This is a genomic window from Rhodococcus sp. Z13_19A, assembly GCF_058133575.1.
Window position 1 is genome coordinate 319,207 of sequence record NZ_JBYUNN010000002.1, and the last position, 14,212, is coordinate 333,418.

General features: G+C 74.8%; 8 protein-coding genes. 6 read left to right on the forward strand and 2 right to left on the reverse strand.

Annotated features, from left to right (window positions below; translation table 11 throughout):
• The first annotated feature begins 5 nt into the window (after positions 1 to 5).
• The 6 genes from pta (at position 6) to AC3YNX_RS08230 (ending at position 8,744) form a co-directional block, all read left to right on the forward strand.
• Positions 6 to 2,108, forward strand: a complete 2,103-nt coding sequence (pta, locus tag AC3YNX_RS08205) for a phosphate acetyltransferase (protein ID WP_489995167.1) — start codon at positions 6 to 8, stop codon at positions 2,106 to 2,108.
• Positions 2,105 to 2,827 carry a nucleoside/nucleotide kinase family protein gene (locus AC3YNX_RS08210; protein ID WP_489995168.1) on the forward strand — a complete coding sequence of 241 codons (723 nt, stop codon included), beginning with the start codon at positions 2,105 to 2,107 and terminating at the stop codon, positions 2,825 to 2,827. Before pta ends, AC3YNX_RS08210 begins: the two co-directional genes overlap by 4 nt.
• A gap of 44 nt (positions 2,828 to 2,871) precedes the next feature.
• Positions 2,872 to 3,864 (forward strand): 4-(cytidine 5'-diphospho)-2-C-methyl-D-erythritol kinase, encoded by a 993-nt coding sequence (locus AC3YNX_RS08215; protein ID WP_489995169.1) that lies wholly within the window; start codon positions 2,872 to 2,874, stop codon positions 3,862 to 3,864.
• Positions 3,864 to 5,657, forward strand: coding sequence for an ABC-F family ATP-binding cassette domain-containing protein (locus tag AC3YNX_RS08220; RefSeq protein ID WP_127782145.1), 1,794 nt, complete (start codon positions 3,864 to 3,866; stop codon positions 5,655 to 5,657). The genes AC3YNX_RS08215 and AC3YNX_RS08220 overlap by 1 nt, the downstream gene beginning before the upstream one ends.
• 140 nt (positions 5,658 to 5,797) lie before the next feature.
• Positions 5,798 to 6,382 carry a TetR family transcriptional regulator gene (locus tag AC3YNX_RS08225; protein WP_127782146.1) on the forward strand — a complete coding sequence of 195 codons (585 nt, stop codon included), beginning with the start codon at positions 5,798 to 5,800 and terminating at the stop codon, positions 6,380 to 6,382.
• Between the two features lie 58 nt (positions 6,383 to 6,440).
• Complete coding sequence (locus tag AC3YNX_RS08230) at positions 6,441 to 8,744, forward strand: MMPL family transporter (protein WP_489995170.1); 2,304 nt, start codon at positions 6,441 to 6,443, stop codon at positions 8,742 to 8,744.
• A gap of 87 nt (positions 8,745 to 8,831) precedes the next feature.
• Here the strand turns inward: AC3YNX_RS08230 and AC3YNX_RS08235 are convergent, their stop codons facing one another.
• Entirely contained in the window at positions 8,832 to 12,086 is a 3,255-nt protein-coding gene (locus AC3YNX_RS08235; RefSeq protein ID WP_489995171.1) for an ATP-binding protein, read from the reverse strand.
• Between the two features lie 2 nt (positions 12,087 to 12,088).
• The gene (locus tag AC3YNX_RS08240) at positions 12,089 to 14,209 is read right to left on the reverse strand and encodes an MMPL family transporter (RefSeq protein ID WP_489995172.1); all 2,121 of its coding nucleotides are present in this window, start codon (positions 14,207 to 14,209) and stop codon (positions 12,089 to 12,091) included.
• Positions 14,210 to 14,212 lie beyond the last annotated feature (3 nt).

Genomic DNA, 14,212 nt, shown 5'->3' on the forward strand with positions numbered 1-14,212 from the left:
GGCCGGTGGCCCGAGGGGTGTACGTGGTGGCCGCGACCGCGGGGACCGGCAAGTCGCTGGTGTCGGTGGGGCTGCTGGCCCTGATGCGCAGCAGCACCGACACGGTGGCCTTCCTGCGCCCCCTCGCCGAGCCGCGCCCCTCGGTGGACGGCCACGAGCAGGACCCGGACACCGACCCGCTGGTGGGGCTGGTCCGCGACGCCATGGGCGTGCCCGCCGAGCTGGCCCGCGGCGGGGTGCCGCGCGCCAAGGCCCGGGCGCTGCTGGCGGCCGGGGAGCGCGACGAGCTGTTCCGCCGCTGCGTCGCCGCCTACAGCGACCTGGCCGCGCGCGCCGACGTGGTCATCGTGGACGGCTCCGACTACGGCGACGGCCGGCGCCTGGGCGACGAGCTGGACCTGAACACCGAGCTGGCCAACCACCTGGGCGCCATGGTGGTGGCCGTGGTCAGCGGCGCCGGCCAGGACACCGCGGCGCTGGTGCAGTCGGTGGACCTGGCCCGCAAGGAGGTGCTGGCCGCCGGCTGCGCGCTGGCCGCGGTGCTGGTCAACCGGGTGCCGGTGGAGCTGGTGGAGCAGACCCGCGCCACGGTGCACCGCGGCGCGTCCGGGCGCCCGGTCTACGTGCTGCCCGAGACCGACGAGCTCGACCGCCCCAGCGTTACCGAGGTGGCCACCGCGGTGGGTGCCCGGCGCATCGGCGGCAGCACCAACCTCGACCGCGACGTCCGCTCGGTGCGGGTGGCGGCGATGACGGTGGAGCACGTCCTGCCGCTGCTCACCGACGGCGCCCTGGTGATCACCCCGGGCGACCGGGCCGACGTGGTGGTGGCCACCGTGGCGATGGCGCTGTCCGCCCAGCAGCCGGTGCCCGCCGCCGTGCTGCTCACCGGCGGCATCCCGCTGGCCGACAGCGTGCTGGCGCTGCTGCCCACCGCGCCGTTCCCGGTGCTGGCCCTGGACACCGACACCTACACCGCCGCCCACGCCGTGGGTGGGGTGCACGGCGAGCTGGCCCCGGGCAACCCCCGCAAGATCGCCACCGCGCTGGGGGTGTGGAACGCCGGGGTGGATGCCGCCGAGCTGGTGGAGCGCCTGGCGCTGCCCCGGCCGGAGCGGATGTCGCCGGTGCGCTTCAGCTACGAGCTGATGCAGCAGGCCAGCGCGCAGCGGCGCCGCATCGTGCTGGCCGAGGGGACCGAGCCGCGCATCCTGCGGGCCGCGGAGATCATCCGCCGCCGCGGGGTGTGCGAGCTGGTGCTGCTGGGCAACGCCGCCCAGGTGGGCGAGCTCGCCGGGGCCGCGGGCGTGGACCTCACCGGCATCGACGTGCTCGACCCGGAGACGTCGCCCGAGCGGGAGCGCTACGCCGCGGAGTACGCGCGGCTGCGGGCCCACCGGGGCGTGGACCTGGAGCAGGCGCGGGAGGTGATGACCGACGTCTCCTACTTCGCCACCATGATGGTGCACCTGGGCCACGCCGACGGCATGGTCTCCGGCGCGGTGCACACCACCGCGCAGACGCTGCGCCCGGCGCTGGAGTTCATCAAGACCGCGCCCGGGGTCTCCACCGCCTCCTCGGTGTTCCTCATGTGCCTGCCCGACCGGGTGCTGGTCTACGGCGACTGCGCGGTGATCCCCGACCCCGACGCCGCCCAGCTCACCGACATCGCCGTGGCCTCGGCCGACACCGCCGCCCGCTTCGGGATCACCCCACGGGTGGCGATGCTGTCGTACTCCACCGGGGCCTCCGGCACGGGCGCGGCGGTGGAGAAGGTGCGCGAGGCCACCGCGCGGGTGCGGGAGCGCCGCCCGGACCTGCCGGTGGAGGGCCCCATCCAGTACGACGCCGCGGTGAACGCCTCGGTGGCCGCCACCAAGCTGCCCGGCTCCGAGGTGGCCGGCCGCGCCACGGTGTTCGTCTTCCCGGACCTCAACACCGGCAACAACACCTACAAGGCCGTGCAGCAGTCGGCCGGTGCGGTGGCCATCGGGCCGGTGCTGCAGGGGCTGCGCAGACCCGTGAACGACCTCTCCCGCGGGGCCACCGTGGAGGACGTCATCAACACCGTGGCCATCACCGCGGTGCAGGCGCAGGACCGGCCGTGAGCGCGCTGCCGGTGCACCCGCCGCTGCTGGAGCTGGTGGCCGCAGCCGAGGAGCTGATGAGCGCCAGCCTGGACGCGGGCCAGCGGCGGGCGGTGCTGGGCATCACCGGTCCGCCGGGGGCCGGCAAGAGCACCCTCGCCGGAGCGCTGGTCACCGCCCTGCAGGTGGCGCTGGACACCGAGCCGGTGGAGCCGCTGGTGGTGGGAGTGCCGATGGACGGCTTCCACCTGGCCGACGCACAGCTGGAGCGGATGGGCCTGCGGCACCGCAAGGGCGCACCGGAGACCTTCGACGTGGGCGGCTACCGCTCCGTCCTGCGCCGGCTGCGCTCCGCCGACGAGCAGGCGGTGTACGTGCCCAGCTTCGAGCGGACCCTGGAGCAGCCGGTGGCCGGCTCCATCGCCGTGCTGCCCTCGGCTCGCCTGGTGGTGACCGAGGGCAGCTACCTGCTGCACGGCGCCGACGGCTGGGAGCGGGTGCGCTCGCTGCTGGACCAGGTGTGGTTCCTGGACGCCGACGACGAGCAGCGCCGTGCCGCGCTGGTGGCCCGGCACGTGCGTCACGGCAAGACCCCGGAGGCCGCGCAGGCCTGGGTGCGGGAGGTGGACGAGCGCAACGCCGCGCTGGTGGCGCGCACCCGGCACCGCGCGGACCTGGTGGTGGCGCTCGACCTCGGCCAGCACGGTGACGCCGGTCACCGGCAGGCGCCCGCGGGGTAGCGGGCGGCGCTGGGTGGCTCCGGCAACGATTACGCTGGTGCACCGTGCTTGCCGTCGTCCCTCCTCCCGTCACCGTGCGGGTTCCCGCCAAGGTGAACCTGCACCTGGCCGTGGGCGACGTGCGCGCGGACGGCTACCACGAGCTGGTCACCGTGTTCCAGGCGTTGTCGCTGGTCGACGACGTGTCGGTGGCCCCCGCGGACGCCCTGTCGGTGCGCGTGGTGGGGGAGGGCGCAGGAGCGGTGCCCACCGACAAGCGCAACCTCGCCTGGCAGGCCGCCCAGCTGCTGGCCCGCACCACTCACCACCCGGCCGAGGCCGAGATCACCCTCACCAAGGGCATCCCGGTGGCCGGGGGCATGGCCGGCGGCAGCGCCGACGCCGCGGCCACCCTGCTGGCCCTGGCCACCCTCTGGGGCAGCGACGTCAGCCGCGAGGAGCTGGCCGCGCTGGCCGCCCAGCTGGGCAGCGACGTCCCCTTCGCCCTGCACGGGGCCACCGCGATGGGCACCGGCCGCGGCGAGCAGCTGCTCCCGGTGCTGGCGCGCAACACCTTCCACTGGGTGCTGGCGCTGGACCACGAGGGCCTGAGCACCCCGGCGGTGTACGCCGAGCTGGACCGGCTGCGGGCGACGGGCGCGCAGCCGCGGGTGGGCGACGTGCAGCCGCTGATGCACGCCCTGGCCGCCGGCGACGCCCTGGCCCTGGCCCCGCTGCTGGCCAACGACCTGCAGGCCGCCGCGCTCTCGCTGCGCCCGAGCCTGCGCCGCACCCTGCGCGCGGGCACCGAGGCCGGTGCCCTGGCCGGCATCGTCTCCGGCTCCGGGCCCACCTGCGCCTTCCTCTGCGTCAACGCCGACGCCGCCGTGCGGGTGAGCGCCGAGCTCGCCGGAGCCGGCGTGTGCCGCACCGTGCGGGTGGCCGCCGGGCCCGTCGCCGGCGCCAGGGTGCTGCCCACACACCATGCTGGCCCCAACCCCGCCGGCCCCCGAAATCCTGATCCACGAACTCGATCGAGCACCGGAGCGCACAGCTGATGGCCCAACCCGTGAACCTGGTCAACCTGGAACAGGTGTCCAAGACCTACGGCGTCAAGCCGCTGCTGGACAAGGTGTCCCTGGGCGTGGCCTCCGGCGAGCGCATCGGCGTCGTCGGCCTCAACGGGGGCGGCAAGACCACCCTGCTGGAGGTGCTCACCGGGCTCGAGCAGCCCGACTCCGGCCGGGTCAGCCAGACCGGCGGCCTGCGCCAGGCCGTGGTCACCCAGCGTGGCGTGCTGCCCCCGGGCTCCACCATCGGCCAGGTGGTGCTCGCCCCGCTCGGCGTGGACGAGCACGAGTGGGCCGGTGACTCCCGCATCCGCAACGTGCTGCACGGCATCGGGGTGGACGCCCTGGGCGTGGACACCCCCATCGACGGCCTCTCCGGTGGCGAGCGCCGCCGGGTCGCCCTGGCCGCCGCGCTGGTGCAGGACCTGGACCTGCTGGTGCTGGACGAGCCCACCAACCACCTCGACGTGGAGGGCGTGCAGTGGTTGGCCGAGCACCTCAAGGGCCGCCGCTCCAGCCTCGTCGTCGTCACTCACGACCGCTGGTTCCTGGACACCGTGGCCACCCGCACCTGGGAGGTGGTGGGCGGCAAGGTGGAGACCTACGAGGGCGGCTACGCCGACTGGGTCTTCGCCCGTGCCGAGCGCACCCGCCAGGCTGACGCCGCCGAGGAGCGCCGCCAGAACCTGGCCCGCAAGGAGCTGGCCTGGCTGCGCCGCGGCGCCCCGGCCCGCACCTCCAAGCCCAAGTACCGCATCGAGTCGGCCGAGGCGCTCATCGCCGACGTGCCGCCCCCGCGCGACCGGGTGGCGCTGGCCTCCTTCGCCGCCCGCCGCCTGGGCAAGGTGGTGCTCGAGCTCGAGCACGTCAACGTGCAGACCCCGGACGGCCGTGAGCTGGTGCACGACCTCACCTGGCGGCTCGGCCCGGGCGACCGCATCGGCCTGGTCGGGGTGAACGGCTCCGGCAAGACCACCCTGCTGCGGATGCTCGGCGGCGAGGTGGAGCCCACCGCCGGCAAGCGCATCCAGGGCCAGACCGTGCACCTGGGCTGGCTGCGCCAGGAGCTGGACGACCTGCCCCTGGACATGCGGGTGCTCGACGCGGTGGAGGACGTCGCCAAGTACGTCACCCTGGGCGACAAGGAGATGTCCGCCGCGCAGCTGGCCGAGCGGCTGGGCTTCGCCCCGGCGCGGCAGCGGGTGCCGGTGGGCGACCTCTCCGGCGGCGAGCGCCGCCGGCTGCAGCTCACCCGGGTGCTGATGGCCGAGCCCAACGTGCTGCTGCTGGACGAGCCGACCAACGACCTGGACATCGACACGCTGCAGCAGCTGGAGGACCTGCTGGACTCCTGGCCGGGCACCATGGTGGTGGTCAGCCACGACCGCTACCTCACCGAGCGGGTGTGCGACTCGGTGTGGGCGCTGTTCGGCGACGGCAAGCTGACCAACCTGCCGCGCGGCATCGACGAGTACCTGGAGCGCCGGGCCGCCGACCTCAGCGACAACCCCGGCCAGCCGGCCAACCTCGGCGGCACCACCAGCGCCGGTGGCAGCCGGCCCGACGCCGCCACGCTGCGCGCCGCCCGCAAGGAGCTGAGCAAGGTGGAGCGCACAGTGAGCAAGCTGGACGAGAAGGAGCGTGCGCTGCACGCCCAGCTGGCCGAGGCCACCACCGACGCCGGTCGGCTCGCCGACCTCGGGGTGCAGCTCAAGGCCGTGCAGGCGGAGAAGGAAGCCGCCGAGGAGAAGTGGATGGAGCTCGCCGCCGCATTCGAGTGAACCGGCGTTCGAGTGATCCAGCGTTCGAGGGACCCTGCCCTCGACTGTGCCGACTCGGGCGCCAGTGACGAAGCCCACGGAGATGCACGTCACGGTCGTTTTCGTGGGCAACGAGACGGACGCCTGCAAGACTGCACTCTATGGGGCAGAGTGCAAAGACCGTGCTGCGGCGTCGCACGCAGACCGGGTACCGGGTGTGGATGTGCGCCCAGCAGCTCACCGACGAGCGTGGCTTCGACGGCTTCACCATGGACGACCTCGCCGAGCTCGCCGGGGTCTCCCGCCGCACCCTGTTCAACTACTTCCCCGGCAAGGCCGACGCGGTCCTCGGCACCGCCCCTGAGCTGACCAGCGACGTCCTGGTCACCCTCTCCGAGCGTCGCGGCAGCGACCTGATGGAGGACCTGCTGCTGCTCGGCGGCGAGATCCTCGGGCCGCTGGACATCACCCGCGCGCAGGTGGAGCGGATGAAGCGGGTGATCATCAGCAACCCCCGCCTGCTGACCCTGTGCTACGAGCGGATGGCCGCACTGAGCGCCCAGACGGTGGCGGCGATCCGGGCCCGCGACGGCGACGCCTTCGACGGCCCACGGACGGTGCTCGCGGTCCGCCTGGTGGGGGCCATCCTCGATGCCGCGATGGAGAACTGGCTGGCCCAGGACGACGGCACGCTCGTGGAGGCCTTCGAGAAGGCGCTGAGGGGGGCTCGTGAGCTGCTGAGCTGACCCGCCGCTGTCGGCACCGGCCACCCGGTGCCCCGTCTGACTCCTCAGGAGAACCCGCATGGCTACCCTGCTCTACCGCCTCGGCCAGACCGCCTATCGGCGGTGGCCGCTCTTCCTGGTCGCCTGGCTCATCGCCATGGTGGCCATCGCCGGCTTCGCCGCAACGTCGTCCAAGCCCATGACCGACTCCTTCTCCATCCCGGGCATCCCCTCGGAGCAGGCAGCTGACCTGCAGTCCCAGCTGTTCCCCGGGGCCAAGGACGCCTTCGACACCGCCTCGGTCAAGGTCGTCGTCGCCGCGCCGGACGGCCACCAGCTGGCAGAGCCGACCTACGCCCAGGCCGTGGACGCCCTCGTCGCCGACCTCAAGGGCCTGCCGCAGGTGCCGGCCGAGGCCCCGGTGGTCAACCCGGTGCAGGCCGCCGCGGCGCAGACCGAGAAGATCGTCGCCGCCGCCGGCCAGGCCGGGCTGTCCCCGGAGCAGGCCCAGGCCAACGCCCAGGCGCTGTCCCCGCTGTCGCCGGACGGTCGGGTGGGCACCATCTCCTTCGACCTGGACGTGGCCACCGTGGCCGACGTCGAGCCGACCACCATCGACGAGCTGTTCTCGGTGCTGGACACCGCCCGCGGCAGCGGGTTGACCGTGGAGGCCAACGGCACCGGCACCACCGGCATGACCGAGATCAGCATGACCTCCGAGCTGATCGGCGTGGCCGTGGCGCTCATCGTGCTGGTGCTCACCTTCGGCTCCCTGGTGGGTGGCGGGCTGCCCATCATCACCGCCCTGTGGGGCGTGGGCCTGAGCGCCGCCGGCATCTACGCGATGACCGCGTTCACCGAGGTCGGCTCCACCACCCCGATGCTGGCCATCATGATCGGCCTGGCCGTGGGCATCGACTACACGCTGTTCATCCTGGCCCGCTACCGCAGCGAGCTCGAGCACACCGACGACCGCCGGCACGCCACCGGCATCGCGGTGGGCACCGCCGGCTCCGCCGTGGTGTTCGCCGGCCTCACGGTGCTGATCGCGCTGGCCGCGCTGTCGGTGGTGCGGATCCCGTTCCTCACCACCATGGGTGTGGCCGCGGCGGCCGCGGTGTTCGTGGCGGTGCTGCTGGCGCTGACCCTGCTGCCGGCCCTGCTCGGCATGCTCAAGTCCAAGGCGTTCGGCGGCACGGTGCGCAAGTACCAGCCCAAGCGCGAGGACGACGGCGTTGTGCTCAACAACGGGGTGCGCTGGGCGCGCCTCGTCGGCAAGGCGCCCGTCGCGGCGCTGCTGATCGGCGTGGTGGCGCTCGGTGCCCTGGCCGTTCCGCTGCAGGGCCTGCACCTGGCCCTGCCCAGCGACTCCACCGCGTCGTCCGACACCACCCAGCGGCAGGCCACCGACCTGATCGCCGACGCCTTCGGTCCCGGCCGCGACGCTCCGCTGCTGATCGTGGTGGACGGTCGCGGCATCGACGACCCCGGCCAGCGCACCGCCGCCTTCGCCCAGGTCGCCACCTGGGCCGGCGAGCAGTCGGGCGTCACCAACGCCCAGCTGGTGGCCAGCAACCCCGAGGGCACCGGTGCCCAGATCATGGTCACCCCGACCAAGGGCGCGGCCGACACCGAGACCGAGAACCTGCTGACCGACCTGCGGGAGGGCCAGGCCGGAGTGGAGCAGCGCACCGGCACCGTCATCGGCGTCACCGGCCTGACGGCCATCGCGGTGGACGTCTCCGAGCAGCTGGCCGACGCCCTGCCGATCTACCTCTCGGTGGTGGTGGGCCTGGCGTTCATCCTGCTCACCCTGGTGTTCCGCTCCCTGCTGGTGCCGCTGACCGCCACCCTCGGGTTCGTGCTGTCGGTGCTGGCCACCCTGGGCGCCACCGTCTGGATCTTCCAGGACGGCGCGTTCGGCCTGGTCGAGGGACAGCCCATCATCAGCTTCATGCCGATCTTCCTCATCGGGCTGGTGTTCGGGCTGGCGATGGACTACCAGGTGTTCCTGGTGACCCGGATGCGGGAGGCGCACGTGCACGGCTACTCCCCGCGGGAGGCCGTGGTGGACGGCTTCCGCAGCAGCGCCCGGGTGGTGGCCGCCGCGGCGGTCATCATGATCGCGGTGTTCGGCGCGTTCGTGCTCATCGACGAGCCGATCATCCGGTCGATGGGCTTCGCGCTGGCGGTGGCGGTCTTCCTGGACGCCTTCGTGGTGCGGATGATGCTCATCCCCGCGGTGATGTACCTGCTCGGGGAGAAGGCCTGGTGGATCCCCCGGTGGCTCGACCGGATCCTGCCCAACATTGACGTGGAGGGCGAGAAGCTCGACCGCCCGCACCTGCAGACCGATGACGAGCGCGAGCCGGTCAACGCCTGACCTGCTCCGCCGGCTGGACGGCCCCGCACCCCTTCGAGGGTTGCGGGGCCGTTCTGCGTCGCGGCCCCTGCCCCGCCCCCCGGGTGGTCAGAGCAGGGCACGCGCCTGGCGAGCCCAGTGCGCGGCGCCGAGCTTGTCGGCCAGGGCCGCCGCGTCGGCGGCGTGGCGCGCGCTGGCGGCAGCGTCGCCCCGCGCCCCCGCCAGCTTGGCCAGGTACAGGTCCACCGGGCCCAGGGTGGCCGCACCGCCCTGGATGCCGGCGAGGTGCCCGGCCCACGGCAGCAGCTGGGCGTACCACTCCGCGCAGGCCGCGGGGTGGGCCAGGCGGGCAGCGTTGTCGGCCCGCAGCCCGGCGAAGTACAGCCACAGGTAGTCGTGCAGCACCGGCAGCGCCGGGTCCCACACCGCCTGCGCCTGCTCGAGCCGGCCCGCGTCCAGCAGCGCGGTCACCACCATGTCGTTGACCCCCCGCGGGCGCAGCTCCAGCCAGCTGGTCAGCTCCTCGACGAAGTCGGCACAGTCCCCGGCGGCGTGGGCCACCGTGAAGCGCAGCACCACGTCCATCGCCACCCCGTTGGGATCCCCCGACGCCTGCAGCTGCTGGGCCGTCGCCGCGTAGGTGTCCCTGGCCGCGTCCAGGTCGCCGCGGGTCAGCGCGACCGCGCCGGAGAACATCGCGGCCACCGCCAGCAGCAGCGGCAGCTGTCCGGCGCTGCCCGAGCGCGTCGCGTGCGCCACGTGCTCGGCGGCCAGCTCCAGGTCGCCGGCGTCGGCCGCGGCGCCGAACAGCACGTGGTGGGCCACCGCCTGGTAGGTCAGCAGCCCCGCCTCCTGCGCCACCGCCAGCAGCTGCTCGCCCACCGCCCGCAGCTGTCCGGCCGGCCGTGGTGGGAAGGCCACCAGGTAGCGGGCGTTGAGCGCCCGGCACAGCAGCACCGGGTCGCCCAGCCGGGTGGCCAGCTCCACCGCCTCGGCCGAGCACTGCTCCGCCCGGCGGAACAACCGAGTGCTCTCCGTCTCCAGCGCCAGGCTGGCCAGCAGGTCCACCCGCAGCGGACTCGGCTCGGTGACCACGGCCACGGCCCGCTCCAGCTGAGCCACCACGGTCTCGTCCAGCAGGGACAGCTCACGGATGGTCCACACCGTCGGCGCCTGCCACACCAGGGCCCGGGCCACGTCGCGGGGCCCGCCGTGCTGCTGCGCCCACTGCACCGCCCGGGCCCGCTCCTGCCGCGCCAGCGCCAGCTCGCCGTGCGCGGCGAGGGCGTGCACCAGGTGGCGCTGCACCGCGAAGCGCGCGGGGGCCGGGGTGTGCGCCAGCTCGTGGGCCTGCAGGGCGGCGCGGGCGTGCCGGATCGCCTCGTCGAACGCCCCGTGCTCCATCGCCCGCTCGCACCCGGCGCCCAGGTGCCCGACGGCGCGTCCGGCCACCCGGGCGTCCAGGGCCGCGGCGCTGTGGTGGGCCAGGGCCTCCACCCGGTCGGGGTGGCGGGTCTCCAGCAGGGCGAGCACCGACTGGTGCAGGCGGCTGCGGCGGATGGGAGCCAGCCGCTCGTAGAGGGCGTCGCGGACCAGGGCGTGGGTGAAGCGCACCTCGCCGGGGGCGGGCACCTGCAGCAGCCCGGCCACCACGCCCGCGTCCAGGCCGTCGACCACCTGCTCCTCCAGCACGGTGGCGGTGGCCGGGCGGGGCAGCTGGGTGGCCTCCACCTCCAGCAGCAGGTCCAGGTCGATGTCGCGGCCCAGCACCGCCGCCCGCGACAACAGCTCCACCGTGGCCGGGGGCAGCCGGGCGATGCGGCGCTGCAGCAGGTCGCGGATGGCCGAGGGCAGCTCGTGCAGGGCCTGCTCGGCACCCTCGGCGGCCACCAGCCGACCCAGCTGGCGCAGGAACAGCGGACTGCCCGCGGAGCGCTCCACCAGCGACCGCCACGTCGCCGCGGGCAGCGCCTCGCCCACCAGCTCCTGCAGCAGCCGCTGGGCCGGGGCCGGTTCCAGACCGCCCAGCTCGATGCGGTCGACGGTGCGGTCGGCGACGGCGGCGAAGGTGGCGCCCAGCTCGGCGGAGACCTCCTCACCGCGGAAGGTGGCCACCAGCAGCAGGCCGGGCTGCCCCTGGTGGGCGAGGTGGCGAAAGATCTGCAGGGTCTCCCCGTCGGCGCGGTGCAGGTCGTCCACGGCCACCACCACCGGCCCCCCGGCGCTGCGCCCGGCCAGCGCCCCGGTGAGCGCCGAGGCCAGCTCGAAGGGGGTGCTGGCCTCGGCACCGTCCAGCGACCGCAGCACCTCCCGCCACGCCCAGCCGGCCGGCGCACCGTCCACCTCGGCGCAGCGGCCCCGCACCACGGTGGCCGTCGCCGCCGACTCGTCGCAGAACCGCTCCACCAGCGCGGACTTGCCGAACCCGGCCTCGGCGCACACCCACACCACCGCCAGCCGGTCGCGCGCCTGCTCGGCCGCGCGCCGCAGCCGGGCCAGCTCGGCGTGCCGGCCGACGAAGCCCGCCCCGGAGCGGCGCGCCACCGCGGGCGGGGCCGGCGGGACGACGCGGGCGGCCGCGGGCGGGGCCGGCGGGACGGGGACCTGCAGGTGCTCGGCGTGGGCGAGGATGTCCGCCTCCAGCGCGCGCACCGCGGGGCTGGGGTCCACGCCCAGCTCCGCCACCAGCCGGCTGCGCAGCGAGCTCAGCTCGGCCAGCGCCTCACCCTGCCGTCCGGCCCGGTACAGGGCCGTGGCCAGGGCGTGCACCGCCTGCTCGCGCAACGGGTGGGCCCGCACGTGCTGGGCGAGGTCGGCCGCCACCAGCTGCGCGGAGCGCCCCAGCTGCAGCCCCGCGGTGGCCCGCAGCTCCACCGCGCTCGCGCGCAGCTCGCCCAGGCGCCGCGCCTCCGCGGCGGCCCAGGGCTGGTCCGGGTAGGCGGCGTAGGGCTCGTCGGTCCACAGCGCCAGCGCCTGCTCCACCAGCGCGGTCACCTGGTGCGCGTCGGTGACCTCGCCAGCGCGGGCCAGCAGCGCCTGGAAGTGCCAGGCGTCCACCGACTCGGTGGGCAGCGCGAGCAGGTAGCCCGGCGCAGCGCTGACGATCACCGCCGCAGGGCGTCGCCGCGGCCGGTCGGGCTCCAGCCGCTTGCGCAGGTGGGAGATGTAGGCCTGCAGGGCGCCGCTGGCCTTGGGCGGCGGGTGGCCCGCCCACAGGTCGTCCAGGAAGCGGTCGGCGGAGACCACCCGGCGGCCCGCCGCCACCAGCAGCCCCAGCACCGCGCGCTGGCGCGGACCGCCGAGCTCGACGGGAGTCCCGTCGAGCTCGGCGCGCACCGTGCCGAAGATGCTGACCCGCACCACCCTCAGGAGGGTACGGTCGTCGGCGTCTCCGATCGAGCCCTTTCCGCAGGTCGCAGGGGCTTGCGCTGCCCGGGAAGCCGGGTGTCCAGCCAGGCCGGCAGCCACCAGGCCCGCTCGCCGAGCAGCACCATCACCGACGGCAGCAGCACCATCCGCACCACCGTCGCGTCCACCGCGATGGCGGTGGCCATGCCCACGCCCACCATCTTCACGGTGAGGTCGGTGTCGGTGGCGAAGGCCAGGAACACCGACACCATGATCAGCGCCGCGCAGGTGATCACCCGCCCGGTGGCGCCGATGCCGCGGTGCACGCTGCCGGCCGCGTCCCCGGTGCGCAGCCACTCCCGGCGGATGCGCGAGACCAGGAACACCTCGTAGTCCATGGACAGCCCGAACAGCACGGTGAACAGCAGGATCGGCACCCAGGTGGACACCGGCGTGGCGTGCGGCAGCCCGAGCAGGGTGGCGCCCCAGCCCCACTGGAACACCATGGTGAGCACTCCGTAGGCGGCGCCGACGCTCAGCAGGTTCAGCGCGGCAGCCTTCAGCGCGATCGGCACCGAGCGGAACACCACCACCAGCGCCAGCACCGACACCGCCACCACGAAGCTGATCACCACCCACAGCCGGACCGCCAGCTTGTCGGCGATGTCGGCGAACACCGCGGTGGTGCCGGTGACCTTCACGCCCGGCTCCAGCACGTCCGCGCGCAGGTGGCGGATGAGCGCCGCCGCGGCCGGGTCCTGCGGGCTGGTGCTCGGCTGCACCTGCACCAGCGCCGCGGTGCCCGCCTGGTTCAGCACCGGCGGGGCCACCTGGGCGATCCCGGGGGTGCTCTGCAGCGCGGTGACCGTCTGCGCCACCCGCTCGCTCCGGCCGTCGCGCAGGTCGACGGCCACCACCAGCGGCCCGTTGGCGCCGGGCCCGAAGCCCGCCTCCACCAGGTCGTAGGCCCGCCGGGTGGTCTGGGAGTCCAGCCCGCTGCCGGCGTCCTGCGGCCAGGTGCGCATGGCCAGCGCGGGCGCGGCCAGCAGCAGCAGCAGGGTGAGCGCCGCCAGGCCCCACGCCACCGGGCGGCGGCTCACCCGCACGGCCCAGCGCGCCGAGAGCGGGGTGGTGCCGGCGCGGGCGCGGCGACGCCCGGCCCGGCCCAGCAACCGGTGCCCGGCCGCCCCGCACAGCGCGGGGACCAGGGTGATGGCGGTGAGCACCACGCACAGCACCACCAGCCCGGTGGCGTAGCCGAAGGAGGTGAACACCGGCAACCCGCTGAGCCCCAGGCCCAGCAGCGACAGCAGCACCGTGGCCCCGGCGAACACCACCGAGGTCCCCGCCTCGGCGTTGGCGTCGGCGGCAGCGTCCACCGGGGCCCGGCCCTCGTGCAGGTGCTCGGTGAACCGGGTGAGCAGCAGCAGCGCGTAGTCGATGCCCACCCCGATGCCCACCATGGCGGCGACGAACGGGGCAGAGGTGCTGATGTCGGTGACCGCGGCCAGCAGGGTGATGCCGGCCGAGCCCACCCCCAGCCCGAACAGGGCCACCAGCAGGGGGAGCCCGGCGGCGAGCACGGAGCCGAAGGCCAGCAGCAGCACCACCGCGGCGACGGCCAGGCCGATCATCTCGGCGGAGCTGCCCCCTTCCTGGGCGTCCTCGGCCACCAGCCCACCCAGCTCCACCTGCACCCCGGCGTCGGTGGCGGGCGCAGCGGCCGCGCGCAGCGCGTCCACCCCCTCGGTGCCGGCGAAGTCGGTGACCGGGATGGAGTACTGCACCACCAGCAGCGCGGTGCGCCCGTCGGCCGACCAGCGCGGGCTCACGGTGCTGACGCCATCGAGGGTGGCGGTGCGCTCGCGCACCTGCTCGACCGTGGCGGCCTCCAGCGGTGCCCCAGCGCGGTGCAGGACGACGCGGGCCTCGTCCCCGGCGGACTGCGGGAAGCTCTCCCGCAGGAAGGCGGTGGCCGCGGTCGACTCGGTGCCGGGGGTGTCGTAGTTGTCGTGCGGGGCGGCGCCCAGCTGGACGGCCGCCCCGAGGGCAGCGACGAGCACCACCACCCAGGCTGCGACGGTCCGCCAGGGGTGCAGGGCGCAGGCCCGTCCGAGCCTGCTCAGCAACGTGCTCATGAT

What these genes read in the sequence shown, in the direction of transcription:
- AC3YNX_RS08220 (WP_127782145.1), top strand. Translation starts at nt 3,864, where the DNA reads ATGGCCCAACCCGTGAACCTGGTCAACCTGGAACAGGTGTCCAAGACC.
- AC3YNX_RS08240 (WP_489995172.1), bottom strand. Translation starts at nt 14,209, where the DNA reads ATGAGCACGTTGCTGAGCAGGCTCGGACGGGCCTGCGCCCTGCACCCC.
- AC3YNX_RS08230 (WP_489995170.1), top strand. Translation starts at nt 6,441, where the DNA reads ATGGCTACCCTGCTCTACCGCCTCGGCCAGACCGCCTATCGGCGGTGG.
- AC3YNX_RS08225 (WP_127782146.1), top strand. Translation starts at nt 5,798, where the DNA reads ATGGGGCAGAGTGCAAAGACCGTGCTGCGGCGTCGCACGCAGACCGGG.